General features: G+C 71.7%; 19 protein-coding genes. 9 read left to right on the forward strand and 10 right to left on the reverse strand.

The annotated features are described in order from the left end of the window. Window positions 1–6: 6 nt before the first annotated feature. Complete coding sequence (locus tag ACWEF6_RS31355; protein ID WP_449686247.1) at window positions 7–690, forward strand: TetR/AcrR family transcriptional regulator; 684 nt, start codon at window positions 7–9, stop codon at window positions 688–690. Between the two features lie 3 nt (window positions 691–693). Here the strand turns inward: ACWEF6_RS31355 and ACWEF6_RS31360 are convergent, their stop codons facing one another. Beyond that, a complete protein-coding gene (locus ACWEF6_RS31360; protein ID WP_449686248.1) occupies window positions 694–1353 on the reverse strand; it encodes a TetR/AcrR family transcriptional regulator in 660 nt (219 codons plus the stop codon). Window positions 1354–1436: 83 nt separating this feature from the next. Between ACWEF6_RS31360 and ACWEF6_RS31365 the strand changes: the two genes are divergently transcribed. Next, the gene (locus ACWEF6_RS31365; RefSeq protein ID WP_449686249.1) at window positions 1437–2534 is read left to right on the forward strand and encodes an FAD-dependent oxidoreductase; all 1098 of its coding nucleotides are present in this window, start codon (window positions 1437–1439) and stop codon (window positions 2532–2534) included. Between the two features lie 12 nt (window positions 2535–2546). On the opposite strand, the gene ACWEF6_RS31370 is transcribed toward ACWEF6_RS31365, so the two are convergent. The 3 genes from ACWEF6_RS31370 to ACWEF6_RS31380 form a co-directional block, all read right to left on the reverse strand. After that, the gene (locus tag ACWEF6_RS31370) at window positions 2547–4298 is read right to left on the reverse strand and encodes a cellulase family glycosylhydrolase (protein WP_449686250.1); all 1752 of its coding nucleotides are present in this window, start codon (window positions 4296–4298) and stop codon (window positions 2547–2549) included. A 79-nt stretch (window positions 4299–4377) separates the two neighbouring features. Continuing rightward, a complete protein-coding gene (locus ACWEF6_RS31375; RefSeq protein ID WP_449686251.1) occupies window positions 4378–5814 on the reverse strand; it encodes an RICIN domain-containing protein in 1437 nt (478 codons plus the stop codon). A gap of 21 nt (window positions 5815–5835) precedes the next feature. Further along, on the reverse strand, window positions 5836–7209 hold the full coding sequence (locus tag ACWEF6_RS31380) for a glycoside hydrolase family 43 protein (protein WP_449686252.1): 1374 nt from the start codon (window positions 7207–7209) through the stop codon (window positions 5836–5838). A 276-nt stretch (window positions 7210–7485) separates the two neighbouring features. Here ACWEF6_RS31380 and ACWEF6_RS31385 point away from each other — a divergent pair, with 276 nt between their 5' ends. Together ACWEF6_RS31385 and ACWEF6_RS31390 are read left to right on the forward strand one after the other, a co-directional pair. Next, the gene (locus ACWEF6_RS31385; RefSeq protein WP_449686253.1) at window positions 7486–11541 is read left to right on the forward strand and encodes a family 43 glycosylhydrolase; all 4056 of its coding nucleotides are present in this window, start codon (window positions 7486–7488) and stop codon (window positions 11539–11541) included. Between the two features lie 310 nt (window positions 11542–11851). Beyond that, the gene (locus ACWEF6_RS31390) at window positions 11852–12559 is read left to right on the forward strand and encodes a protein kinase domain-containing protein (RefSeq protein WP_449686254.1); all 708 of its coding nucleotides are present in this window, start codon (window positions 11852–11854) and stop codon (window positions 12557–12559) included. Here ACWEF6_RS31390 and ACWEF6_RS31395 read toward each other — a convergent pair. From ACWEF6_RS31395 to ACWEF6_RS31405, 3 genes are all read right to left on the reverse strand, one after another. Further along, window positions 12544–13869 (reverse strand): jacalin-like lectin, encoded by a 1326-nt coding sequence (locus ACWEF6_RS31395; protein WP_449686255.1) that lies wholly within the window; start codon window positions 13867–13869, stop codon window positions 12544–12546. The genes ACWEF6_RS31390 and ACWEF6_RS31395 overlap by 16 nt on opposite strands. Then, a complete protein-coding gene (locus ACWEF6_RS31400) occupies window positions 13866–15716 on the reverse strand; it encodes an autotransporter-associated beta strand repeat-containing protein (RefSeq protein WP_449686256.1) in 1851 nt (616 codons plus the stop codon). Before ACWEF6_RS31400 ends, ACWEF6_RS31395 begins: the two co-directional genes overlap by 4 nt. A gap of 150 nt (window positions 15717–15866) precedes the next feature. Next, window positions 15867–18449 (reverse strand): NEW3 domain-containing protein, encoded by a 2583-nt coding sequence (locus tag ACWEF6_RS31405; protein WP_449686257.1) that lies wholly within the window; start codon window positions 18447–18449, stop codon window positions 15867–15869. On the opposite strand from ACWEF6_RS31405, the gene ACWEF6_RS31410 reads away from it, so the two are divergent. From ACWEF6_RS31410 to ACWEF6_RS31420, 3 genes are all read left to right on the forward strand, one after another. Further along, complete coding sequence (locus tag ACWEF6_RS31410) at window positions 18427–18705, forward strand: hypothetical protein (protein ID WP_449686258.1); 279 nt, start codon at window positions 18427–18429, stop codon at window positions 18703–18705. The genes ACWEF6_RS31405 and ACWEF6_RS31410 overlap by 23 nt on opposite strands. A gap of 100 nt (window positions 18706–18805) precedes the next feature. Beyond that, on the forward strand, window positions 18806–20560 hold the full coding sequence (locus ACWEF6_RS31415; protein WP_449686259.1) for a hypothetical protein: 1755 nt from the start codon (window positions 18806–18808) through the stop codon (window positions 20558–20560). A gap of 2 nt (window positions 20561–20562) precedes the next feature. After that, window positions 20563–20898 carry a hypothetical protein gene (locus ACWEF6_RS31420; RefSeq protein ID WP_449686260.1) on the forward strand — a complete coding sequence of 112 codons (336 nt, stop codon included), beginning with the start codon at window positions 20563–20565 and terminating at the stop codon, window positions 20896–20898. 10 nt (window positions 20899–20908) lie between these two features. Here ACWEF6_RS31420 and ACWEF6_RS31425 read toward each other — a convergent pair whose 3' ends face one another. Beyond that, a complete protein-coding gene (locus ACWEF6_RS31425; protein ID WP_449686261.1) occupies window positions 20909–21613 on the reverse strand; it encodes a zinc ribbon domain-containing protein in 705 nt (234 codons plus the stop codon). A gap of 127 nt (window positions 21614–21740) precedes the next feature. Between ACWEF6_RS31425 and ACWEF6_RS31430 the strand changes: the two genes are divergently transcribed. Beyond that, window positions 21741–22667 (forward strand): TAXI family TRAP transporter solute-binding subunit, encoded by a 927-nt coding sequence (locus ACWEF6_RS31430; RefSeq protein ID WP_449686262.1) that lies wholly within the window; start codon window positions 21741–21743, stop codon window positions 22665–22667. Here the strand turns inward: ACWEF6_RS31430 and ACWEF6_RS31435 are convergent. Both ACWEF6_RS31435 and ACWEF6_RS31440 read right to left on the reverse strand, forming a co-directional pair. Beyond that, window positions 22664–24058, reverse strand: a complete 1395-nt coding sequence (locus tag ACWEF6_RS31435) for a sensor histidine kinase (protein ID WP_449686263.1) — start codon at window positions 24056–24058, stop codon at window positions 22664–22666. The genes ACWEF6_RS31430 and ACWEF6_RS31435 overlap by 4 nt on opposite strands. 6 nt (window positions 24059–24064) lie before the next feature. Continuing rightward, a complete protein-coding gene (locus ACWEF6_RS31440) occupies window positions 24065–24739 on the reverse strand; it encodes a response regulator transcription factor (protein WP_310976527.1) in 675 nt (224 codons plus the stop codon). Window positions 24740–25017: 278 nt separating this feature from the next. Between ACWEF6_RS31440 and ACWEF6_RS31445 the strand changes: the two genes are divergently transcribed. Then, window positions 25018–25746 carry an amino acid ABC transporter ATP-binding protein gene (locus ACWEF6_RS31445; RefSeq protein WP_003054447.1) on the forward strand — a complete coding sequence of 243 codons (729 nt, stop codon included), beginning with the start codon at window positions 25018–25020 and terminating at the stop codon, window positions 25744–25746. The last annotated feature ends 16 nt before the right edge of the window (window positions 25747–25762 follow it).

Consider the following 25762-nt stretch of genomic DNA (forward strand, 5'->3'; position numbering starts at 1 on the left):
ACCCCCATGTTGGTGTGGGAACGGCCGGAGCCGGCGAACCGACCGGCGCCGGCTCCGCTGAGCCGGGACCTGATCGTCCGGACCGCGGTCGAACTGGCCGACGAAGCCGGCCTCGAAGCCGTGTCGCTGCGCAAGATCGCCGGCGCGCTGGACGTCGGGCCGATGCGGCTCTACGGCTACATCGACACCAAGGACGAGCTGCTCGACCTGATGGTCGACGCCGTCCACGGCGAGATCCGGCCGGCCGGGGACGGCTGGCGGGCGGTGCTGACGTCGGTGGCCGAGGCCACCCGGCAGGCCGCGCACCGGCACGAGTGGTTCGCCGACCTGATCGGCGGCCGGCCCCAGCTCGGCCCGAACGCGCTGGCCCGCGGCGAAGCGGTGCTGGCCGCACTGGACGGGGTCGACGTCGACGCCGTCATGCCGATGGCCGCCGCCGTCGACGCCTACGTGATCGGCGCGGTCCGCCGGGAGATCGCCGAGCGGCGGGCCGAGCGCGCCAGCGGGCTGGACCAGCGGCAGTGGCAGCGCACCCACGGGCCCTACCTGGTGCGGATGTTCGCCACCGGCCGCTTCCCCGCGCTGGAGACGGTCGTCCGCGACGCCGCCCACCTCGACGCCGACCAGACCTTCCGGATCGGCCTGGACTTCCTGCTCGACGGCATCGCGGCGGGCATCGGCCGCGCGTAGGCCCTACCCGCGCAGGGTCGCGATCCCGGCCAGGAAGAGGTCGACGCCCGCGAGGAACTGCTCGCGGTCGTCGTGCTCCCGCAGCTGGGTCGCGGCCCGGTGCACGAAGGGGTACTCGCCCGGGTCGAGCGAGGCCCACTTCGCCGACACGGTGGCGAGGAACGCCGAGCGGTCCCCCTGGTCGGCGGCGAGGAGCCGGGCGTTGGCGGCGTTCTGCCCGGCGACGCCGAGCACGTAGTTGACGAGCGCGCCCGCGGCGTCGAACAACGCCCGTTCGGGCACTTCGAGCGCGACGAGCAGCCCGCCGATGCGCTCGTAGACCTGCAGGAGCGCCGGCCGCCACGGCTCGCGGGACAGCTGGGCGCCGACCCACGGGTGGGCGTCGATCGCGTCGAACAGGCCGAGCGAAACCGTGCGCAGCGCCTCCCGCGGCTCGCCGTCGACCACGGCGTCACCCATCACACGCGCGATGACGGCGTCGGTCGCCGCGGCCAGGAGGTCGCTCTTGTTGGCGACGTGGTGGTAGATCGCGCCGTAACCGGTCGAGAGACGGGCGGTGAGCGCGCGGAAGGTCAGCGCGGCTTCGCCGCCGTCGTCCAGGATCGCGGCCGCCGCCTGCACGATCACTTCCTTGGACAGCCCGTCCGTGCGCCGTTTCGCCATGGGTCGATCATCGCATGATTGGAACGCCGATCCAAACCCGTGCTAGCCTGGCGATTGGAACGGCAATCCAATCGGAGGTAACCATGACTGTCACGATCATCGGCGCCGGCCTCGGCGGGCTCGTCCTGGCCAGCGTCCTGCACCGGCACGGCATCCCGGCCGAGGTGTACGAGGCCGAAGTTTCACCGTCCGCGCGCCGCCAGGGCGGGATGCTCGACATCCACCCCTGGAACGGCCAGCCCGCGCTGGAGGCCGCCGGGCTGACCGACGGCTTCCGGGAGCTCGTCCTGCCGGGCCGCGAGTCCTCCCGCGTCGTCGACCGCCACGGCACCGTGCTGCTCGACCGGCCCGACGACGGCACCGGCGAACGGCCCGAAGTCCAGCGCGGCGAACTGCGGCAGCTACTGCTCGACGCGCTGCCACCCGGCACCGTCCACTGGGGACACAAGGTCGCCGGCGCGCGGGCCATCGGCGACGGCCGCCACGAAGTCCGCCTGGCCGACGGAAGCGCTTTCACCACGAGCCTGCTGGTCGGGGCGGACGGCGCGTGGTCGAAAGTCCGTCCGCTGCTTTCCGACGCAGTCCCGGAGTACGTCGGCGTGTCGGTCGTCGAGACCTTTCTCCTCGACGGCGACGTCCGGCACCCCGCCGCGGCGAAGGTCGTCGGGGCGGGGGCGCTCTACGCGCTCGCGCCGGGCAAGGGGATCGTCGCGCACCGCGAAGGCGGCGGCACACTGCACACGTACGCGCAGCTGTTCAAGCCGCAGGACTGGCTCGCCGGGGCCGACGCCGAGGCCGTGACGGCGGGGGCGGCCGAGGAGTTCGCCGGCTGGGCGCCCGAACTGACCGCCCTGATCACCGAAAGCGATGTCCCGCCGGTGCTGCGCCGCCTCCACACCCTGCCGGCCGGGCACCGCTGGGACCGCGTGCCGGGCGTGACGCTGCTCGGCGACGCGGCCCACCTGATGCCCCCGAACGGCGAAGGCGCGAACCTGGCCATGCTGGACGGCGCCGAACTCGGCCGGGCCCTCGCCGCCCACGACGACGTCGAGACGGCGCTGGCCGAATACGAGCAGGCCATGTTCACGCGCGCGGCCGCGGAAGCGGCGGACGAGGACGTCTACGCACTCATGTTCGGCGACGACGCCCCGCACGGCATGGTCGCCATGCTGGCCGGGTAGGCGCCGGCATGGCTAGCGGACCGCCGTCGGCGCCCAGGCCGCCAGCTCCGCCCGGACCGCCGCCACCTGGGCCGCGGTCGGCGCCGACGCCGGTTCCGCGATCAGGGCGTAGTGCAGGCCCGGTGTCGCCGGGAGGCGCAGGCGGTCGCCCACCCGGGTCGGCGAGGCCACGTCGGTGACCACCGTCGGCGTCATCCCCGCCGGGACGTGCAGCTCGGTCGGCGCGCCCGCGTCGGTTCCCTGCCACACCAGGACGCCGTAGCGGCCCGCGCCGGTCAGTGCCGCCGTGGCCGGCAACGTCGACGGGATCTGGTTCCACGTCAGCGTCCGGCTGCCATCTCGCGAGCGGTCCTCGTAGGTGAACGCCAGCGTGTGGCCCGCCACCGCGGCCGGGTAGAGGCGGTCGAGGAGCCGGGCGTCCTGGCGGAGCTGGACCGTTCCGTCGTCTGCCGTACGAGCCGAGGAGAAGTCCTCGCCGTTCCAGGCGTCGCCGTCCGTCTTGACCTTGTCCGGGTTGTCGTTCATCAGCTCGTGGTGGCGGCCGCTGTAGATGTCCCACTGCCACTGCGTCGCCGACAGCACCGGGCCCGAGTCCGCCGGCCTGCGCCACCAGTTCGCGCCGGGCACCCGCGAGTCCAGGGCCTGGTACATCGCCTTGTCCACGGTCGGGGTCTTGTCCGAGGTGTACCCGGTCATCGGGTGGCCGAACTCGGTGACGATCGCCGTCGTGCCGAGCGCGGCCGCGCGGTCCCGGACCGTGCCGAAGGCGCCGCTGTACTGGCCGTCACCCGCTTTGCCCGGCATGAACACGCCGGACTGGGCGAGCTGGTCGTAGAAGTGCGTGTTGAACACGTACCGCGGGCCCATGACGCCGGTGTCCTGGAAGCCGCCGGGGTGGAGCTGGAAGGAGATGTTGGCGTTCCAGAACATGTTCGGCTCGACGAACGCGGGCTTGTCCTGCCAGCCGGCGGCATCCATCGCGTCGCGGAACCGCTTGAAGAACGGCCACAGGACGTTCTGCTCCCACGCCTTGCTGTCCTGGCCGGAGTCGTACCGCCCGGCGAACGGCTCGTTGTACGGGTCCATGCCCGCGATGCCCGCGAACTGCGCGGCACTCAGGTTCGTCCGCAAGTACGTCATCGTCTGGCCGGCCATGCCGACGAACTCGTCCTGGACGCCGCGGGCGTTGTGCCAGAAGTCCTTCGTGGCGTCCTGGACCGCGCCGTTCTGGGTGATGTTCTGGCCCCAGTGGGCGCAGATGCCACAGCTCTCCGCCGGGTAGCCGCCGAGGTCGACGACCCACTTCGGCGCGCCGTCGCCGGTGTACCAGCTGCCGCGGTTGAACAGGTAGCGGGAGAACAGGTCCTGGTGGAAGTCGGGCAGGACGGTGAAACCTTCGTCCAGGAACGCCTTCATCTGCTCGGTCAGCTTCGCCAGGTACTGCGTGTTCACCGGCCCCCGCACCGGCTGCGTCCCGGCCCAGGCGATCGGGATCCGCACGGCGTTCGCGCCGGTGAGCGCTTTCATCGCCTGGGCCGAGCGACGCGCGTCGGCCGCGGTGGCGAACGGCAGGAAACCGTTTTCCGCCAGCTTCACCTCGCCCGAGACGTTGAAGCCGCGCAAGACCACTTCGCGGCCGTACTCGTCGACGAACGCCGAGCCGCGCACGGTCAGCCGGTGGGCAGGAACGTCTTCGGCGACAGCGGAAGCGACGACGCCGGAAGTCAGCGCCACGGCGGTGAGCAAAGCCACGAGCATGCGCATGATGGCGGCCCCAAACATGAAGGAGTTTCGCAAAAGCTAGCGAGCCGCCACCCGGTCGTCAAGGGCCGAACGGAGCCGTTCAGGCCGCCTTCCGCTGCCATTGCTGGTTCGTCACGCCGGTGCACGGGTACTGCTTCACCGCGGCACCGTCGGCCGTGGACGCGGAAACGACGTCCAGGCACTTCCCGCTGTGGCGCGCCACCCACCGGGTGTACCCGCCACTGACGGCTTGGGCCTGCCACTGCTGGTTCGTGCCTGCAGTGCACGTCGTTTGCACCGCCGCCGCGCCGTCCGCCGTCGAACCGCCCGCGATGCCGAGGCACTTCCCGCTGTGCCGGGCGATCAGGTTGACGTATCCGTCGCCGAGGTCGAGCACGCTCCACTGCTGGTTCGCGCCGTTGTTGCAGGTGTACTGCGTCAGCGCCACGCCGTCGGTCCGGGACGAACTCGGGATGTCGGCGCACTTTCCGCTGTGGCGCGCCACCATCGTCTCGTACGCGCTGCCGGAGCCGGCCCCGGCGACCACGCCGGTCGCGGTGTCGACGCTCACCTTCGGGTACCAGCTCAGCGACATCGTCTTGCTGCTGGGAAAACCGAGCGGCAGCCAGACGTACCGGGACTCGTTGACCGGACGCTGCCAGGCGCCCGCCCAGCGGTCACCCAGGTAGAGGTACGAAGTCGCCTGCGAGCCCTGCACGGGCAGGACGTACGCGGTCTGGCTGCCGAAACCGGTGGAGTCCCCGACGTTGGCCAAGCCGCTCCAGGTGCCCGTGACGCTCGTGGCCGTGGCGTACTTCTGCTGGTTCGGCTGCCAGCCCGTGGCGCCCGAAGTGAGCAGGAAGTAGACGCCGTTGCGCTTGAACATCGCCGGCGCTTCGCGGTACGAGCCGGGCCACAACGTCTGCACCAGCGCCGAGACACCGGTGTAGTCGGCGGTGAGCCGGTATACGTTGAGATCGGCGTTCTCACGGGCCGCCGACGCCATGTACGCGGTGCCGTCGTCGTCCTTGAACAGCGTGATGTCCCGCGACATGTGGGCACCGAGCGGCCGGAAGCTGCCGCGGTAGCTGTAATTGCCGTCGACCGACGACGAAGTGGCCACAGCGGCGCGGGCTTCGGCGTAGTCGTCGCCGTTCTCCTTGTGCATCCACATCACGTACTGGCCGGTCGAGCTGTTGTAGATCACCTTCGGCCGCTCGATCTTGGCCCGGCCCAGTTCCGCCGCCGACGACTGCGTCAGCACGTCGCCCCGGAACTCCCAGGTCTTCAGGTCGGTCGAGCGGTAGGCCGAGACGGCCCGGAAGGTGTCGTCGGCGTTGCGGTTCTCGCCGAACCAGTAGTAGTACGCCCCCACCTTGAGCATCCCGCCGCCGTGCGCGTGCACCAGGGCGCCGGAGGTGTCGGTGAGCTGGCTCCCGCTGGTCACCGTCACCGGCGCGGCGTGCGCACCGGGCGCGCCGAGCAGCAGGGCGGCGAGCACGAACAAGGACAAAACCGGGCCACGTCGTCGTAGCATGGCGGCTCCTTCGGAAGCGGTTCAGTAGCCGACGCGGAAAGTCGCGTCCTGCTTGTCCACAGTGGAGGACGTGCTGCCCAGGGGGTCGATCCGCAGCACGTAGTCGTGGTGCCGGAGGTAACGGTCGGGGTAGTTGTGCGAACGGAAGGACGCCCAGCTCGCGTCGGCGAGCCCGGCCGTCTGGTGGAAGGTGGCGTCCGCCTTGAAGTTCGCGGAACCGTCGTCGGCGGCGAGGCGCAGCTCGTAGTTGTAGTGCCGCAGGTACCGGCCCGGGTAGTTGACGGACTCGAACGAGACGCCGGTCGCGTCCGCCAAACCGGGCACCAGCTTCCACAGCTGGTCGGCGTACGGGTCGAACGGGTAGGCGTCGATGCGGCCCACGGAGTCGGCGTGCCGGACGTAGCGGTCCGGGAAGTTGTAGGACTTGAGCCGCCGCCACGCCGGGGCGCCCCACTGCGCGACGAGGGCGGACCGTTCGGCGGCCGTGATCGGCGTGATCCCGGGGTGCTTGGAGTTCAGCGGCTGGGTGTAGGCGCGATCGTTCAGCAGTGTCCAGGTCCCGGCGGCGACATCGGTGGTCTCCCAGCAGAAGAACCGGCCGTTGGGGCTCCAGGTGTCGCCCCAGAGGTACCAGCGGCTCCCCGACGGCGCCGGGACGATCTGCGGCGCTTCCACCCCCCGCCCGGGGGATATTCCGGTCTTGTACGTGGTGAAACCGCCCGGCGCCAGTGCTCCGGAACGCTGGCCGACCAGGGTGCTGTTCGTGTTGTTCTTGACGTACAGGTAGTTGACGCCGCCGATCGAGGCCATCGTCCCGTCGATCGTGGCGTGGCCGGGGTCGAAGAACACCTGCGGGGCACTGACCGTCACGAAGTCGGTGGTGTAGTTGACCATGATGACGTCGTGGCCGCCGGAGGCCGCCGAGTAGATGATCGCGTACTGGCTGCGCGAAGGGTCCCAGAACGCCTCGGGTGCCCAGCTGTGCGTGGCCATCGAGTGCAGCTTGATCCGGCGGTACCCGCTGAACCCGCGCAGGTCGGCGGAATCCCAGACGTGCACGTACTGGTTCTGCAGCGACCAGTCGGTGCCCTTGAGGTCGGTCGCCAGCACGACGAACCGGCCGTCCTGCTTGCGCAGCACGAAGGGGTCGCGCAGCCCGCCGGTGCCGGCGGTCGGCGTCACGACGGGGTTGTTCTGGTTGAGCGGCATCCAGTCGAGGCCGTCCGCGCTGACCGCCAGGTGCAGCCCGTAGCCGGCGCCGGTCATGGACGGCGACTCGGTGAAGTACGCCATGACGTAGGCGCCGGAGGCGGCCTGGGCGGAGGCCCTGCTGCCGAGCACGCCGGCGACCACGGCGCCCGCCGTGCCCGCCATCAGTCCACGCCGACTGATCATGGTCTCGTCCCCATCTCGTCGTCGAGTGCCGGGCACAGCAGAAATTGTTAGCGCTAACAAGCGGTCGTAGTGTAAGTGACCCGCGCCACAAGGTGTCAAGGGTCCGATCGGCGGGAGGTTCGACGCCACCAGGCAAAACAGTCGATTGACCCCGTGCGGATCGGGAGCTATGTTAGCGCTCACTTCGCGCCCGGCAGCCAGGTTGCGGCTCCGGACCCCTCCCCGCGCGAGGTCCTTCTTCCCGCGCCGTCGGCGCCCACTTCCTGGAGAGCCGGTATGCCCGTTCGACTCTCGGCGACGCCGTCGTCGCCGAAGTTCTCCCGGCGGCCCCGCCCGCTGACCGCGATCCTCGCCACCCTCGCCATCGCCGCGGCGTCCACGACCGTGTGGGCCACGTCCGGCCACGCGGCAACCCTGGACGACGGTCTGGTCGTCCGCTACGACCTCACCGGCGGCTCCGGCACGACGGTGCCCGACGCCTCGGGCCACGGCCGCACCGCGAGCGTCAGCGGTGACGCCACGTGGCAAGGTGACGAAGGCCTGCGCCTGGGTGGCACCAACGGGCACGTGCGCCTGCCCGACAACCTCATGCGGGGTCTCACGGACATCACGGTTTCGGTTCAGGTGAACATCGCGGCCGACCAGGGCACGCCGTACTTCCTGTGGGGCCTCGGCAACACGAGCGGCGGCGCCGGGAACGGCTACCTGTTCACCACCGGTGACGCCTTCCGCGGCTCGATCGCCTCCGGCAACTGGTCCACCGAACAGAACGCGAGCGCGGGCCGCAACCTCTCCCGCGGCAGCTGGCGCACGATCACCTACGCCCTCGGCGGCGGGACCGCGGTCCTGTACGAGGACGGGATCGAGGTCGCCCGCACCACCGGCATCACGATCACGCCCGGTTCGATCGGCGGCGGCACCACGACCGCCGACTACCTGGGCCGGTCGGTCTACGACGCCGACAAGTACCTCAAGGGGAACGTCCGCGACTTCCGCGTCTACGACCGCGCGGTGACCGCCGACGAGGCCCGTGCCCTCGGCGAGCGCACCGCCGCCGGGCGGGCGACGGCCGACGCGGCCGCCCTCGACCTCGGCGACACCTCGGCCGTCACGGACAACCTCACGCTGCCCAAGTCCGGCGCAGGCGGCTCGGCGATCGCCTGGACGTCGAGCAACCCGGCCGTGGTGTCCCCGGCGGGCGTGGTGACGCGGCCCGCGCCCGGCGCCGGCAACGCGAAGGTGACCTTGACCGCGGCCGTCTCCTACGCCGGCCAGAGCGCGAGCCGCTCTTTCACCGTCACCGTGCTGCAGGACATCACCGACCGGCAGAAGGTCGACAACGCGCTCGAGGACCTCGTCATCCCGGACCAGGACGCGATCCGCGGCAACATCACGCTGCCGGTCAAGGGCGCCCGCGACGTCACGCTGACCTGGCGCAGCCAGGACCCCCGCGTCGTCACCGCCACCGGCGAGGTCACCCGGCCCGCGACCGGTGCGCGGCCGGCCAAGGCGCGGCTCACGGTCCGCGCGGCGAAGGGCCACGCGACGGCCGAACGCTCCTTCACGCTCACCGTCCTGCCGCTGCCGAAGAAGGAAGCGCTGGAGGGGTACATGTTCGCCTACTTCACCGGCGAGGCGACGCAGGACACCGAGCAGATCCACTTCGCGGCCAGCCGCGGCAACGACCCGCTGCACTGGGACGAGCTCAACGGCGGCAAGCCCGTCCTGCGCTCGAACTACGGCGAAACCGGTGTCCGCGACCCGTTCATCGTCCGCTCCCCCGAAGGCGACCGGTTCTACATCGTCGCCACCGACCTGCAGATCAACGACGGCCGCGGCTGGGACCAGGCGCAGCGCCACGGCAGCCAGTACCTGGAGATCTGGGAGTCGACCGACCTGGTCACCTGGTCGAACCAGCGGCACGTCCGGGTTTCCGACGACACGGCCGGCATGACGTGGGCGCCCGAGGCCACCTACGACCCGGCGATCGGCGCCTACGTCGTCTACTGGGCCACCAGCCCCTACGCCCCCACCGACGTCGACCACACCGGCTCGACGTACCCGCGGATGATGTACGCCACCACGCGGGACTTCCGGACGTTCAGCAAGCCGCAGGTGTGGAACGACCCCGGTGAGGGCGTCATCGACTCCACCGTGCTCAAGGACGGCGACTACTACTACCGCCTCACCACCGACGGCAAGGTCATCGGGTCCTGCGAACGGGACATCGTGCTCGAGCGGTCGAAGAACCTGCGTGCGGTGGACCTGCCGACGACCAAGCCGCGCAACTGGGAGCTGGTCTCCGACTGCATCCGCACCAAGCTCGGCACCGACTGGGTGGAAGGCCCGACGGTGTTCAAGGCGAACGACAGCACCAAGGTCTACGCGTTCATGGACGAGACGCCGCGGCGCGGGTACGTCCCGTTCGTCACCGATTCGCTGGCGAAGCCGAACTGGACGATCCCGGCGGAGTACCAGCTCCCGAAGAGCCCGCGCCACGGCACGGTGCTGCCGGTGACCAAGGCCGAGCTGGCCCGGCTGCGGCAGGGGCCGCCGCCGGTGACGGCCGACAAGAAGGGCGTCGTCGCCGACTACGACCTCACCGCGGCGGGCCGGGGCGACACCGTCACCGACGTCTCGGGGAACGGGCGGGACGCCACGGTGCACGGCGGTGTCACGCGCTCGGCGGACGGGCTCGCCTTCGCGGGCAAGGACGGTTACGTCGCCCTGCCGAACAACCTGATGAGCGGCCTGAGCGGGATCACGGTGTCGGCGCAGGTGTGGGTCGATCCGGGCCAGCAGACGCCGTACTTCCTGTGGAACCTGGGCAACAGCACGGACAACGCCGGGGACGGCTACCTGTTCGCGACCGGGGACACCTACCGGGCCGCGATCGCCGCGGGCAACTGGTCGACCGAGCAGAACGCCGACAGCAAGCGGGCGCTGTCCCGCGGCGCCTGGCACACGCTGACGTACACCCTGGCGAACGGAACCGCGCGGCTGTACGACAACGGCGTCGAAGTGGCCCATGTGGACGGTGTCACGGCGAAGCCCGGCGACCTCGGCGCGGGCATCACGACATCGAACTACCTGGGGCGGTCGGCCTACGGTGCGGACGAGTACTTCCAGGGCAAGATGCGGCGGTTCACCGTGTGGAACCGCGGCCTGACGGCCAAGGAGGTGCTCGGCGCGCCGGGCAACGAGACGGCCGTCGGCTCGGTGACGCTCGATGCCCTGCGGGTGCCGGCGATCGTCGACAGCGCGAAGGGCACGATCGTCCTGCCGGTGAAGCCGGGCACGGACGTGCGGCGGCTGGCGCCGGTGCTGCAGGTCGCCGACGGCACACAGGTGTTCCCCCACAACGGTTCGCGGCAGGACTTCACCGGCCCGGTGGGCTACTCGGTCGTCGGCGCCGGCCGGCAGCGGCGGACGTGGACGGTCACCGCAGTGGTGATGAACAGCCCGGTCCTGCCCGGCTTCAACGCCGACCCGAACATCGTCCGCTTCGGCGACACGTACTACATCTACGCCACGACCGACGGCTACCCGGGCTGGTCGGGGACGACGTTCGACGCGTGGTCGAGCAGGGACCTGGTCACCTGGACGCGGCACCCGAAGATCCTCGACCTCGGCCCGGACGTGTCCTGGGCGGACAGCCGGGCGTGGGCGCCGACGATCACCGAGAAGAACGGGAAGTACTACTTCTACTTCTGCGCGGACGCCAAGATCGGCGTCGCGGTGTCCGCTTCACCGACCGGGCCGTTCACCGACGCACTGGGCAAGCCCCTGATCGCGGCGAACCCGGCGGGTGGCCAGGCGATCGACCCGGCGGTGTTCACCGACGACGACGGGCAGACGTACCTGTACTGGGGCAACGGCAACGCCTACGTGGTGCCGCTGAACGCCGACCTGACGTCGTACGACCCGGCGAAGATCACCCGCTTGACCGGCCTCGACACCTTCCGCGAGGGGCTGTTCATGACCAAGCGCGCGGGCATGTACCACCTCACGTGGTCCATCGACGACACGGGCAGCGAGAACTACCGCGTCGGCTACGCGACGGCGACGAGCCCGCTGGGTGCGGGGCTGGTGAACCGGGGCGTGATCCTGGAGAAGGACCCGTCGCTGGGGATCCTGGGCCCCGGGCACCACAGCATCGTCCAGGTCCCGGGCAAGGACGAGTGGTACATCGCCTACCACCGCTTCGCGATCCCGGGCGGCGACGGAACGCACCGCGAGGTGACGATCGACCGCCTGCGGTTCGGCCCGGACGGGACGATCGCCAAGGTGGTGCCGACGCTGGGGAGCGTGCCGCCGCTCAAGCGGAGGTAGGCACCGGGACCCGAGCCCGGCCGGGCGGCAGCGCAGCCGCCGGGCCGGGCTCGGCCGGGTCGGCTGGGGTCGTGCCTTTCGCGCCGACCCGCCGGAAGTGGGCGTCCCCAACCGGCCCGAGCCTGGCCGGGCAACCGCCCACCCGCGCTCGGGCCGGTCTCCCCCGCCGGGGTGAACAAGTTGTCGAAAAAGCCGCAGTGACCGGCCGTTGTTTTGTCACGAACGGGGAATCGAGTCGATCAAGCGAACCGGATTCGCGTTCCGGCCGTATCTCCCGGTAGGACGGTGGACGACGCGGAGGGACAGCGACGTGGCGAGCGAAGGAACACTGATCGGTGACCGGTACCGCCTGCTCGGCCCGGCCGGGGCGGGCACCGTGGTCTGGCACGCCCAGGACGAACGGCTCGACCGGATCGTCGCCGTCAAACCGCTGTTCGACGAGCCGCCCGCGGTGCCTGCCATCCCCGCGCCGCGGGCGGCCATCTGTGACGTCGTCGACGAGGACAGCACCACCTACCTCGTGCTCGAGTACCCGGGGGCGCGGACGCTGACCGAACTGCTCGGCGAGCACGGTCCGCTCGCCGCCGGGCTGGTCGCCCGGTTCGGGCTTCAGCTGGCCGCCCAGCTGGCCGCCGCGCACGACGAAGGCGTGCTGCACGCCGCCGTCGATCCCGACCACGTCGTCGTCTCCGCCCAGGGTCGCGCCGCGATCGTGGGCGGCGGGAGCCCGCTGCGCAGCTACCTCGCCCCCGAGGTGCTCGACGGCGGCTTCCCCGACTTCCCGGCGGAGGTGTACTCCCTGGGCGCCACCCTCTACGCCGCGCTGGGCGGCGATCTCGGCCTGGTCCGGCACCCGCTCGCCGAAGCCGTGCTGCGGCTGCTGCACCCGGACCCCGCGGCCCGGCCCACCATGGCCGTCGCCGAAGAGCTGCTGAACAGCGTGACGCCCCGCCGTCCGGAACCTGCTCCGGACCGCGGGGCGCCTCGGGGGCTCGCCGGCGACTACCGCTGCGTGTAGACGAAGCCCACCTTGTCGACCTCGGCACCGGTGCGGCCGTGGAAGCCGGCGAGCTGCCAGCCGTCCGGGGCCGTGCGGGTGACGCAGTCGCCGGTCGTCGAGCCGCCGGCGAGGACGCGGCCGAGGTTGGTGGTGAACCGGGCCGAGAAGATCCGGGTCGTGTTGCTGTACTTGCCCTGGCAGAGGGTCGCCGTCGTGACGTACTCGCCGGTGCCGAGCGTGAGCGACGCCGCCGTGCCGCCGGTGCCGCCGTGGGTCAGCGTGGTGCCGTTCTCCAGGGTCACGCCGACCTGGTCGACGCGGTTGCCGCTGCGCAGCGACCAGGTCCGCACCCGGGCGTTCGCGGGCACCGCCGGGACGTCGGTGAAGTAGTCGCCGTGCGGGCCGCCGAACTGGTCCGACAGCTGCAGCGCGGGGTTGCGCTGCCAGCTGAAGCGCACGGTGATCGGGTCGTGGTCGGACAGCATGTTGCCGTCGGTGTACAGGAACTTCGAGTGCTCGTTGTTGTAGAAGGTCGCATCGAGCGAGACGAGTTTGCTGCTGCGGTAGAGCACCTTGTCGACGACCTCGCAGTCGTTGGTGGGCGCCTGCTTGTCGCACACGAGGTCGGGGCTGCCCGGAGCCGGCGCGACACCTCCGCGCACGAGCTTGACCCACGCGTCGGTGAGGCCGTTGTCCGCGCCGAACTGCGCGATCGTGTCGGCCGCGCGGGTGTAGCGCGTGTTGGTGTCGCCCATGACGACCACCGCGTTGCCCGCCGAGTGCGACCGGATGAACGCGGTCAGCTGCGCCAGGTTGGACGCGCGCGAGGCTTCGTCGCCGTCGTTCGTCCCGGCGTTGGTGTGCGCGTTGTAGAAGTCGACGTACACGCCTTCGGCCAGCCGCACCCGCATGAAGGTGAAGCCCTTCGGGGTCAGGCAGTCGCCGGAGTCGAGCTGGCAGGACGTCCAGCGGACGCGCTCGAAGTCGTCGGCGTCGTACGGCAGCGAGGACAGCGTGTTCAGCCCGCTGCCGATCCCCGCGCCACCGCTGGTCGGCGTGCGGTACGGGTGCTGGTCGGCCGCGTAGAGCTTCGCGTGGTAGTTGAAGTCCTCCTCGACGTGCACGACGTCGTAGGGGCCGAGCCGCTGCCCGATCGCCGTCGTGGCGGGGTCACGCGGGGTCGGCGCGCTCGAGATGCTCTCGGGCAGGCCGGCGACGTTGTAGGCCAGCACCGAGAAGCTGCCGCCGTCGGCGGCCCGCGCGGCCGCCGGACTGACCACTGTGGACACCATGACGGCGAGTGCCACCGCGGCGATGCGTTTTCTCACGAGAACTCCCGCTGGATTCGGACGGACAAACCGGTGGAGGTGTAGCGCGGGACCACCCGGTACCCCGGGCGGTCGGCGCGGACGGCGGCGAACCGGCCACGCAGCCGCCGCGCGCACAGCACGTCGACTTCGTGCCCCGGGCAGGAGCCGTCGATCCGCAGCTCCAGGACGCTGCCGCGGTCGAGGGTGGCCTCGCCGCGCACGACCAGCGCCGGCCCGGCGGCGGCGGACAGCGTGCCGCCGGTCTGGTGGTAGGCGCCGATCCGGAGGCCGGCCGCGCGCAGCACCCCGCCGGCCAGTTCGACGGTGCCGGTGCCGAGTGCGCCGGCCGTCGCCGCGACCAGCGTGCCCGCCTCGACGCGGGTGCCGCCGCGGTAGTGGTTGGCCCCGGCCAGCGTCAGCGTCCCGGTGCCCGCCTTGACGAGCCCGCCGTCACCGCCGATGTCGTTGCGCCAGCTGTCGTTCGCGGAAAACCCGCCGCGGGTGGCGTCCATCGTGACGCGGACGCCCGTGTCGAACGCGCCGAAGCCGTCGGCCGCGGCGAAGAGGTTCAGCCGTCCCCACAGCTCCGGGCCGTCGAGCAGCGGGTTGCCGCCCGGGAACGCCGTCGTGCGCAGGACTTCCCGCCGCTGCGCCGCGTCCAAGTACGGCAGGCGGGTTTCGAGGAGCACCTCGGCGCCCTTCGGGACGCGCATCGCGGTGCGGGCCCCGCGGTCCGGCAGGCCGTAGGTGGCCCGGCGGGCGACCATCGCGGCGTTGGCGCGGCGGTCGCCGTACTCGTCGGCGCCGGTGTGCGCCCGGGCGAAGAGCGTGTCGGGGGTTGTACCGGTCTTCGCGGTGAAGTACTTCAGCGCCTGCTCACGGGCCGCCGCCTTGAGCGCCGCGTTCTCCGGGTCCGCGAGGGTCGCGGCGGTGAGCGCGGTGGCCAGGGTGCGGCCGCCGATCACGTCCACCGGCGAGTGCATCCCGGCGACGATCCGCGTGTCGGCCAGGTCGTAGGCCCGCGCCACCAGCTCCTGGAACCGTTCCGGGACCGCGTAGGCCAGCGCGAGGCAGGCGAGGTGGAACGCGTTGGTGTGGCCGCTGGGGAAGCCGCCGTCCTCGGCCGGGGTCGTGCTGCGCTGGCGCAGCAGCTGCGGCGCGACGACCACGTCGGACCGGTAGACCGGGAAGCCGAGCGCGTCGACCCGGCCGGTGTCCTCGACCCGGCTGTCGGCGGTCATCCGCCACGGCCGCGGGTACTGGTAGGCGGCCTTGCTCGGGTTGCCCGAGGCCCAGGTGCCGCGGACGGTGTCCACGAGGGTGGCCACCAGGCCCAGTTCCGAGTCGTGCGAACCGGCGCCGAGCGCCGAGCCCGCCGGGGCGTCCGCCGGGACGGCGTCGTCGATCTTCGCCGGCGGCGTGCCGTCCGGGGCGCTGGTGATGCTGGTGACCGCCTTGGCGCCACGGCGGTAGAGGTCCGCGAGGGGGCCCAGGCCGCCGATGGCGGCGTAGGACTGGTGCTGGCGGTCGTAGACGAAGGAGCGCTTGGCTTCGGCGCCGGTCCGGGCGCGGGTGACGGCGACGCAGTGCCGGACGTTCGCGCGCAGCAGTGCGGCGTCGAGCACGACCCCACTGTCCCAAGTGGACCCGGTGCGCCAGACCCGCTGCATCCCGCTCAGGATCCGCACCGCCGCGTTGGTTTCCGCGGTGTGGTTGGCCGGGATGTTCGTGCGGTAGGAGTCGACGAAGGCCGTCGTCGCCTCCGCCCAGGCGGGCACGCTGAGCACGGTGGGCAGGACGGCGACGGCAGGGACGAGCGCGGACAGGCGCAGGAAGGCCCGCCGGTCCAAGGGCGCGAGGCTCAATGGGTTCTCCTGGGAAGGCGCGCGGGAAATGCGCGCGGGGAATCGCTGCGGGAATGATCAGCGCCGGGGAGATCCGGGTCAAGCAGCGTCCGGAGTAATTCGCCCGTCAGTAACCTGATCTTTTGCGGAGCTCCTGCGAATTCGACGAATTCACTCGATCCGGACTTCGACGGCGGGGCTGTAGACGAGCCGTTCGTGGGCGGCCACGCGGACCAGCACCCACCAGTGCGCGCCCGGCCGGGCGCGGTGACTCGCCCGGACGGTGACCGGCACCGTCGCCGTTTCGCCGGCAGCGAGCCGGAAGGGCTGCAGCCGCGGGCCGATCGTCACGTCGGTGCCCCAGGTGCCGAACGGGCTGATCGCCGCGACCGCGCCCCGGATCTCGCTCTGGGCCAGGTTTTCCAGCGACACCGGCAGCTCGGCGCACCCGCCCGGTCGCACGACGACCGCGCCCGTGAAGCCGACCGCGACGAGGTCGTCGCGGGGTGGTGGGGGCCCGACGAGGATTTCGGCCGTGTCCTCGAGGAGGTGCCCGCGGTCGTCGGTGATCCGGGCGGCGAGCAGGTACCGGCCGGGTGTGTCCGGCCCCCGCACTTCGACCGTGGCTTTCGCGTGACCCCCCGGCGCGAGGTCGTATTCGAAGTCCGGCTCCCCTTCCGTGCGCCACCCCGGCGGCAGGGCGAACTCGACGCGCCCGCGGGCCGGGCGCCCGCTGCAGCTCACGGTGACGTCCAAGCGGGCCGGTCCGTCGCCGAGGTTCAGCCGGGTCGGCGTCACGTGCACGCTCACCGGCAGGTTGCCGGCCGGCGCCGGGCCTTCGTTGTGCAGCCAGTACCGCGTGGGGAACGGCTGCACGGGTTCCGTGGCGATTTCCTGCCCGGTTCCCATCCGCATGACGGGTTCCAGCCGCACGGTGGCCACGTCCGCGGCGCCCAGTTCGACGCGCGCGCGTCCGGCGTCGACGTCGACCGGCTCGCCGCGTTCTTCGAGCAGATCGGTGCGCCAGGCCGAGCGGATCCCGCCGTGCAGCGCGATGGCCGCCGTGGCCGCGGACCCGGTCGATTCGTACACCCGCAGCGTGATCGCGTCCGCGGGCGGGATCACCGAGCCCGACGCCAGCGGGTTGCCCGCCGGTTTTGCCGCGGTCAGCACGACTTCGGCGGGTTCGACCGTGATCAAGCTCAGCGCGGGCGGCAACGCGCCTTCGGTGGCCGGCACCGGACGGGTCCGGAGCGGATGGGCGGCTTCCTGCGCGTGCCGCGGGAAGCCGGCGTCCCGCCAGTCCCCGTCTCCGGCGACGATCGAGAAGCCGAACGTGTGGGTCCAGTGCTGCCAGGCGAAACTCGAGCCGTCGGGTGCGGTCCGGCGCTCGCCGTCGATCCACCCGCCGCTGGGCCAGCCGCTGCACGAGCGCATCAGCGACAGGTGCAGCGTGCCGCCCGGGTCGACGACGAATCCGGGCGTGCCGTGGTTGACGACCGCGACGGAGTAGCTGTCGGCGGGTTCGGCCGTCCCGGCCAGCCCGTCGGGCACCCGCACGTCGAGGGCGGCCGCCGCACGCAGTTCGGCGATGGCCGCCTTGACGTCGTCGATGATCACCACCGGCAGGTCGCGGAGGCCGCGCAGGTCGGCGTCGGGCACCCAGGCTTCGCGCCGGGTCCGGGTGGCCGGGACGAACACCCGGCCGTGCCGTTTCAGAGCGTCCCGGTAACCGGGGTCGGCGGAGGCGAGGACTTCGGCGGCACAGGGGTTGTCCGCGCCGACGACGAACCGGACGTCGGGCAGGTTCGAATCGGCGTCGAGGGCGCCGTAGCGCGGGCCGCCGGGGCGGGTGCAGGTCGCCGTCACGCCCTTTGCGGCCAGGGCCGCGACCAGCGCCCGGACCTCGAGCCCGGACGTGAGCGGCTCGACCACTTCGGCGACACCGATGGCGTGCGCGGTCCGCGTGCCGTCGTCGCGGACGAGCGCGACGCGGGCGGTCGCCGACAGCCCGGCCCAGGTGTGGGCCGGCGTGTCGAGCGTCCAGAGGTGTTCGGCCGCGTCGACGTCCGGGAAGCCGAACGACCGGCCGATCGCGCCGAACCCGACCTCCGCCACCGGCAACGCGCCGGGCACGGCGAAGTCGAAGCGGGCCCGCAGCAGCCGGTCCTGCCCGAGCGACCCGTCGACGTCGGTGTGCACGTCCACTCGGGACACTCCGCGCCACAGCGTCGTGCGCTGGGTGATCCGCAGGTCGTCCAGTGCCGTCGTCGCGACGAGCCGCTCCCCCACCGGGCTGGTCTCGACGACGACTTCCGCCGCGCCCGAGCCGTGGCCGGGTCCCTTCGGCAGCAGGTGCCACGGGCCTTCGCCCCAGACCGGGTGCTCGGCGTGCTCGTCCTGGACCACCAGCCCGGCGGCGAGCCCGCCGTCCTTCAGCAGGTCCCGGCCGCTTCGCCGGTCCCGGACGCGCTTGAGGGCGCCCCCGCGCGCCGAGTCGGCTTCGACCGCGAAGACGTCGTTCTCGATCGTGAGCGGGCCCGGCTTCTCGGTCCACCCGGGTGGGACGTCCGCTGCGTCGAGCACCCGGTAGACCCGGTAGCCGAGTGCGGGCACCGCCGTGGCGAGGAAGGTCAGCGTGATTTCTTCCAGGGAGCCGTCGGGGTTGCGCACGACCGAGTCGGTGACGGCGGGGACCGGACGGCCGTCCGGGTCGGCCACCCGCACGCCGGTGGCCGCCGAGGTCACGGTCACCGAGGTGATCGCGGCGCGCGTCCAGGACAGCGTGTTGAGCACGAAGACGGGCACGCCGTCGCCGCTGGTGTCGGCGCCGGGCTCGTCGGTTTTCGCCGTGCGGTACGGGCCGCAGGGCGATGTCCCTTTTACGGTCGAGGTGCGTGCATCGGCGGCGGGATTGGTGATCGATTCGCCGCAATTCTCGGTGGTCGTCGGCGATCCCGCGGGTGACGCGGCCGGGGAACCGATCTTGCGATTGACGGCACGACCTTGACTTCCCGACGGCCGGAACCGGTGCACGCGGTTCCGGTCCTGTAACACCGCACGGCCGGCCGGACGACTCCCGGGTGGGATCGGACCGGAAAGGGAAATCCATGGCTGTCGGTGTCGAAACCGAACAGAGCAGACGGTGCCGGCGTTGCCGGTCGGTCAACCGAACCGGGGACAAATACTGCCAGCAGTGTGGCGCTTCCCTGGCGAGGCGGGACATCACCACGCGATACCTCTGTGCCGCGGCGCAGCTCGACGAGAAATTCGCCGACGAGGCGATCAAGGAATTCCTCGTCGAACCGTTCCGCGCCGTTCCGCAGACACCCGGCGTGGACACCACCGCCGTGCTGCGCGAGGCGGTGGCCGCCCGCGCGCGGCGGCGCATCCGCGACGGGGTGCTGCTGGGGTTGCTGCTGGTGATGCTGGTCCTCAACCCTCTGTGGTTCATCGCGTGGCTGGTGGCCGCCACCGTCCTGGCCTTCGTCACCGGCAAGCTCACGCCCACCAAGCGGGGCGCGGCGATCGGGACGGTCCTCGCGGTCGCCGTCGTCCTGCCGCTGGCCGGGATCAGCGTCATCGGCTACGCACTGGGGACGGTGTTCGGCCTCGGGTCCGGGTCATCGGGGTCCGAGCTGGGCACGGCGGCTTCGAGCGTGAGCGCCGGCCTGGGCGTGGGCGTCATCGTCGTTCCCTTCGTCCTGATCGTCATGATGGCCGTCGTCCTCGGCGCCGACGAGTTCGCCGTGCACTTCCTGGTCTTCGACCGGTTCCGCACCGGCACCTTCGTCCCCAACCGGGAGATGAGCGCCGACGAACAGGAGCGGCGGCTGCGCGGGCTCGGCCTGGACCAGTTCGCCGGGCCGCTGGGCGATCTGGCCCGGGTGGAGCAGGAACTGGCGCGCCACCCCGACAAGGTGGACGTGGTCGTGCACCGGGGGTTCTCCCCGTTCGTGGGCGCCGGGATCCCGCTGCACCAGCAGGTGATCACCCTGCCGCTCGAACCGGCCGACGACGACGCCGAACCGGAGACGATCAACGTCACCGGGTTGCAGGACCAGGTCAGCGCGGCGATGGCGCGGCTGCGCGGGACGTCGTCGCTGGGCCCCGGCCGGCGCCTCGAGGACCTGGTGCTGCGCGAGCAGGTGCTCATCCCGGCGGACCGGCTGGTGGCCGACCGGGCGGCGGTGCCCGGCGTCCTGCCGAGCCTGGCCGGGCGCCCGGCTCCGCAGCTGGACCCCGAAGCGGCCCGCCACCTCGCCGACGCTTCGGTGGAGTGGGCGCGGTACTACCGCTGCTACCGCATCGAGTCGTGGGACCGCGACCTGACCACGTCGTGCTACCTCCACGTCGGGACGAACCAGCGGATGCTGTTCCTCGAATGGCAGTTCCTGGCCCTGCTGCCGATCGATCCGCGCTACCGGACCATCGACCGGCACCGGTCCCCCGTGCTCGCGCCGCTGCGGGCCGCGGCCGTGGAGTGGTGCCTGCTGCCGGCGACGATCCTCCGGCGCGCCAAGACCGTGTTCCGCGGCTTCAAGGCGTTGCAGCAGCGCCCCGACAAGATCGAGCCGGCCAAGTACGGGGCCGGCCGGAGCCTGCGCGAACTGGCGCAGGCCGAGCTGGTGCAGAGCTACTTCCAGGACGTCGACGTGGAGCGGTACGTCCGGATCATGGATTCGACGCTGTTCCGCGCGGTCGGCGCCTACCTGCAGGAGCGCGGCTACTCCGTCGTCGAGTTCACGAAACTGGCCGATCCCGTCTACAACACCTACGACCTGCGCGGCAGCACCTTCGTCGATTCGGCGGTCGGCTCGCACAGCAGCGTCAACAAGGGCGCCAAGCCCGCAAAGGAGAAGTGATCATGGGCGACCGGTTCGACCTGCGCGGCGCACACTTCAAAGGCAGCGCCGTCGGCTCCCACGCCAGCGTGAACCACTACACGTCCGGCCCGGCGGTGCCGGTCGAGGACCTGCTCGAGGCACTCGCCCGGGTGCGGCCGGACATCGTCGCCGCCGCCCCCGCGGCCGACCGCGCCGAAGTGCAGGCGGAAGTGGACAAGATCGAGGAGGAGCTGAAGAAGGAGGAGCCGCGCGGCAAGGTGGTGCGAAACCGCTGGGAAACCGTCACCACGCTGATCGGTGACCTGAGCGCACCGCTCACGAAGATCACCGAGCTCGTCCTCAAGCTCTTCGGGTGACGAGACCTCGTCACCGCGGCTTGGAGTTGCCGCTCGGCCCACCCGTGTGGGTGAGCCGGCTCGCGTGGCAGTCCTGCCGGGCGAACCCCTGCTGCCCGCACCACGCGTTGGCGTCGTCGGCGCTGGGGAAAGCCTGCCCTTCCAGGGTGACCCAGTAGCCGCTGCGGCTGAAGTTCCGGTAATCACCGGAATCGACCATGAAAGCGTCCGGGTACTTTTCCCGCAACCGCCGGAAATCGGCCAGCACGGCGGCGTCGTCGTAGGTCACGCCGTTCACCACGAGACCGGCGGCTTTCGACGACAACTGCGGGAGCCAGCGCCCGATCAGGCTTTCCGCGACGTCGTGGTCGCGGGAAACCTGGTCGCGCAGGTCGGCTTCGGTGACCGTCGTGCTCGACGTGGCCGCGGACGGCGGCGACCAGGTCGTGCGGAGGTCCGGACTCGTCGCGGGCGCCCACGGCTGGGTGGGCGCCTCCACCGGTCCGGTTCCGGGCTGAGCAGCGGGCGCGGCGGGGCCGGGCGAACGGGAAACCGCGAAGATCACCGCTCCGGCGGCGGCCAGCGCCACCAGCGATCCCGCGGCCAGCAACGGAAGCGGCTTCCGCGACGACGAACCGGACGGCGCCGGGGAAAGAGTGTCGACCGGCGTCCCGCAGGTTCCGCAGAATCGGGCCTGGGGTTCGAGTTCTCGTTCGCACACCGCGCAGGAGCTCATGGCTTTGAAGTCCGTCGCGCGAAGCGGCCTGTTACAAACCGGGCCGAAACCGATCTTTCCGGATTCCCCGCGGAATCGGCGGGTCCCGGAATTCCCTCCGGCGCCCGCCGTCTGGCACGATCAGGCGGTGACCGGCTGGAGGAGGACCCGCGGACTCGCGATCGCGGCCGCCCTCCTGCTGGTGCTCGCCGCCTGCACCAGCGGCTTCGGCGGCCTCGAACTGCGGATCGCCGCGGGCACCTCCAGCGGCGTCTACTACAAGCTCGCCCAGACCCTCGCCACGGCCTGGCAGGGCGGCCTGGGCATCGACCGGCCCCAGGTGCTCGAGACGCAGGGCTCGCCCGACAACGTCGACAAGGTCCTCGCCGGCCAGGCCGACGTCGCCTTCGTCGCGGCCGACGTCGCCGCGGCCCAGTACCAGGCCAAGTCGAAGTTCGCCGCGCTCGCCCGGATCCACGACGACTACCTGCACATCGTCGTCCGGGCCGATTCCGACATCCGGTCGGTGTCGCAGCTGAGCGGCCACCGGATCGCGATCGGCTCACCGCAGTCCGGCGTCGAGTTCATCGCCAACTGGCTGCTCAAGACGATCGGGCTGCGCGACTCGGTCAGCACCAGCACCCGCGGCCTCGACCAGTCCGTCACCGCGCTGCTGAACCACGAGGTCGACGCGTTCTTCTGGTCCGGCGGCCTGCCCACGCCGAAGCTGCTGGAGCCGGAGAACCGGGGCAAGCTGCACCTGCTCGACCTCGCCGACGTCATGCCGAGGGTGCAGGCGAGCAGCCAGGTCTACAGCACCGCGACGATCCCGGCGAGCACGTACAACCAGGCTTTCCCGGTGACGACCCTGGTGGTGCCGAACTTCCTGGTGGTCCCGGAGTCCATGCCGGACGACGTGGCGGAGGCCCTGGTCCGCGGCCTCTTCGACGCCCGCCGCGAGCTGGCGAACGCCAACTCGGCGGCCCTGTCGATCGACGTCCACCCGGGCATCGAGACCCAGCCGATCCCGCTGCACCCGGGCGCGCTGCGGTACTACCGGTCGCAGAAGACCTAGGCCACCGGGAACACCATCGAGATCCGGAGCCCGCCCCCGTCGGGCAGCTCCAGCACCAGCTCCCCGTCCGAATGCGCGACGATCTCACTCACGATCGCCAGCCCCAGCCCGGACCCCGGCACGTTCTGGTGCGCCGGGCTCCGCCAGAACCGGTCCAGCGCCCGGTCGAGCTCCTCCGGTGGCAGGCCCGGCCCGTGATCCCGCACCGACAACCGCACCCGGTCGCCCGATCGCGCCACCGCGACCAGGATCTCCGTCCCCGCCGCCGTGAACTTCAAAGCGTTGTCCAGCAACGCGTCCAGGATCGTCTCCGCACCCCGCGGCGGCATGCACACGCGCGCACCGTCGCCGGACGTCTCGACCACCAAGCGGACGTCGCGGGCCTCGCCGACCACCGACCAGTCCGCGACCCGGTCCGCCACGACCTCGTCCAGCACCACCGGGTCCAGCTCGCCGCCCGAGGCCTCGGCGCGGGCCATCGACAGCAGCCCGTCCAGGATCTGGTGCAGGCGGCCCGCGTCCACCCGCGCCGCTTCCAGGTCGGCGGCCGCCGGCTCGTCGTCGACGTGGCCTTCGAGGTTGCCGAGCCGGATCTTCAACGCCGTCAGCGGGTTGCGCAGCTGGTGGGACGCGTCGGCGACGAACGCCCGCTGCGCCGCCAGCGCGCCCGACACGCTGGACGCCATCCGGTCGAACGAGCGGCCCAGCTGCCGCAGCTCCGGCGGCCCGCCGCTCTCCCCCACCGGCTCGGCTTCCCGGCCGCTGACCACCGACGCCACCAGCGCGCCCGTCGCGTCGTCCAGCCGGTGCACCGGCCGCAGGATCCAGCGGACCACCGGGATCGCCACGGCCAGCGCGAGCGTGAACGCAAGGATCCCGCCCGCGGCGAGCAGCAGCCACCACCACAGCACGTCCGCCCGCTCGGCGCCGGTGTCGGACACGGTGAGCACCGCGCCGTGCACCTCACCGTCCGCGAGCACCGGTTCGGCGAGCACCAGCGGCGTCGAATCCCACGGCATCAGCACGCCGGTGGGCTGGGACCGGCGGCCGGCGAGCGCCTCGTGGACCGGCCCGCTGATCCGGTCGTCTTTCAGGTCGATCCGCGCGGGTTGCCCGAGCGACGAGGCGAACAGCTTGCCGTCCTGGTTGACGACCAGCGCCTGGACGCCGTAGACGTCGGTGTAGCGGATCAGGTCGGGCTCGATCAGCCCCGGCTTGTTGTCCAGCAGCGGCCGCTGCGCCAGCGACGCGAACCGGGCCGTGTCGGTCAGCCGGTCCAGGAACAGGTCCTGCTGCGCGCCCGCGGCGATGCTCCTGGCCAGCGGGATGCCCAGGCCGAACACCAGCAACGCCACCAGCGTCAGCACGATGCCCTGCAGCCGGACGCGCACGCCGCCTCAGCTCCGGGCGACCTGGCCGCCGAGCCGGTACCCGACCCCGCGGACGGTCTCGATCAGCGCCGGGCGGCCCAGCTTCGTCCGCAGCGTCGCGACGTGGACGTCCAGCGACCGGCTCTCCGCCGCGCCGCGGTGGCCCCACACCTCGGTGAGCACGTGCTCGCGCGAGCACACCGCGCCGCGGGCGCCCGCCACCAGCGCCAGCACCTGGAACTCCTTGCGCGACAGCGCGACCGCCTTGCCGTCGACCAGCACCTCGTGCCGGGAGACGTCGACGGTGACGTCCCCGACCCGGATGACCACCGGCTCGGCGGCGGGGTGCTCCCCGCGGCGGCGGCGCACGGCCTCGACCCGGGCGAGCAGCTCCTCGACGTCGTAGGGCTTGACCAGGTAGTCGTCGGCGCCCGCGCGCAGGCCCTGGATCCGGTCGTCGACCTCGCCGCGCGCCGAGACGACGATGATCGCGACGTCGCTCACCGCGCGGATCTGGCGGCACAGCGTCACGCCGTCGATGTCCGGCAGGCCGAGGTCGAGCAGGATGACGTCGACCTCGTGCACCCGGTCGAGCACGCCGGCGCCGGTGGCGAGCCGGGCGATCGCCAGGCCGCGGCGGGTCAGCGCCGGGATGAGCGCGCCCGCGACCCGGTCGTCGTCCTCCACCAGCAGCACCCGCACCCGTCCGCCTCCCATGGTGACCTGCTTCACCGGCCGGTACGGCGAACTCTAGGACGTCCCGGCGGCTCCCGCACCGGCCACCCGGACGGTCACACTCCGTGACTCCGGGTGGACACCCCCCAAAAGGGACATCGATACTCAGTTGAAACCCTAAGTATTGCTCAAGCGGCCTTGCCAGCCGGGGAAGCAACGGTAGGTTCTCGCCATCGCGTGGTGACCCATGCCCGATTTGCACGAACGATCCGGGAGGCCAGATGACCGCGGAGGTGGCGGCGCCGATGATCAAGGCGTCCGCCGTGAACAAGTACTTCGGCGACCTGCACGTGCTCAGGGAGATCACGCTCGAGGTGCCTCGCGGCCAGGTCGTCGTGGTGCTCGGCCCGTCGGGCTCGGGCAAGTCGACCCTGTGCCGGGCGATCAACCGGCTGGAGCCGATCAACTCGGGCGAGATCGCCGTCGACGGCGTCCCGCTGCCCGCCGAGGGCAAGGCGCTGGCCGCGCTGCGGGCCGACGTCGGCATGGTGTTCCAGTCGTTCAACCTGTTCGCGCACAAGACCATCGTCGAGAACGTCATGCTCGCGCCGGTCAAGGTCCGCAAGACCTCGCAGGCCGAAGCGCGCAAGACGGCGATGGAGCTGCTGGAGCGCGTCGGCATCGCCAACCAGGCCGACAAGTACCCGGCGCAGCTTTCGGGTGGCCAGCAGCAGCGCGTCGCCATCGCGCGGGCGCTGGCCATGCGGCCCAAGGTCATGCTGTTCGACGAGCCGACCTCGGCGCTGGACCCGGAAATGGTCCAGGAGGTCCTCGACGTGATGACGGGCCTGGCCAAGGACGGCATGACGATGCTCGTCGTCACCCACGAGATGGGCTTCGCCCGGCGGGCAGCCGATCGGGTGATCTTCATGGCCGACGGCGAGATCGTCGAGGACACGACGCCGGAAGAGTTCTTCACCGCGCCGAAGAGCGAGCGCGCGAAGGACTTCCTCGGCAAGATCCTGACCCACTGAGAACAAACGTTCCGCG

Source organism: Amycolatopsis sp. NPDC004772 (assembly GCF_053601215.1).

Bases quoted from the DNA above. Each gene is read 5' to 3' on its own strand.
- ACWEF6_RS31355 (WP_449686247.1), top strand. From the start codon at position 7: ATGTTGGTGTGGGAACGGCCGGAGCCGGCGAACCGACCGGCGCCGGCT.
- ACWEF6_RS31360 (WP_449686248.1), bottom strand. From the start codon at position 1,353: ATGGCGAAACGGCGCACGGACGGGCTGTCCAAGGAAGTGATCGTGCAG.
- ACWEF6_RS31365 (WP_449686249.1), top strand. From the start codon at position 1,437: ATGACTGTCACGATCATCGGCGCCGGCCTCGGCGGGCTCGTCCTGGCC.
- ACWEF6_RS31370 (WP_449686250.1), bottom strand. From the start codon at position 4,298: ATGCGCATGCTCGTGGCTTTGCTCACCGCCGTGGCGCTGACTTCCGGC.
- ACWEF6_RS31375 (WP_449686251.1), bottom strand. From the start codon at position 5,814: ATGCTACGACGACGTGGCCCGGTTTTGTCCTTGTTCGTGCTCGCCGCC.
- ACWEF6_RS31380 (WP_449686252.1), bottom strand. From the start codon at position 7,209: ATGATCAGTCGGCGTGGACTGATGGCGGGCACGGCGGGCGCCGTGGTC.
- ACWEF6_RS31385 (WP_449686253.1), top strand. From the start codon at position 7,486: ATGCCCGTTCGACTCTCGGCGACGCCGTCGTCGCCGAAGTTCTCCCGG.
- ACWEF6_RS31415 (WP_449686259.1), top strand. From the start codon at position 18,806: ATGGCTGTCGGTGTCGAAACCGAACAGAGCAGACGGTGCCGGCGTTGC.
- ACWEF6_RS31420 (WP_449686260.1), top strand. From the start codon at position 20,563: ATGGGCGACCGGTTCGACCTGCGCGGCGCACACTTCAAAGGCAGCGCC.
- ACWEF6_RS31425 (WP_449686261.1), bottom strand. From the start codon at position 21,613: ATGAGCTCCTGCGCGGTGTGCGAACGAGAACTCGAACCCCAGGCCCGA.
- ACWEF6_RS31445 (WP_003054447.1), top strand. From the start codon at position 25,018: ATGATCAAGGCGTCCGCCGTGAACAAGTACTTCGGCGACCTGCACGTG.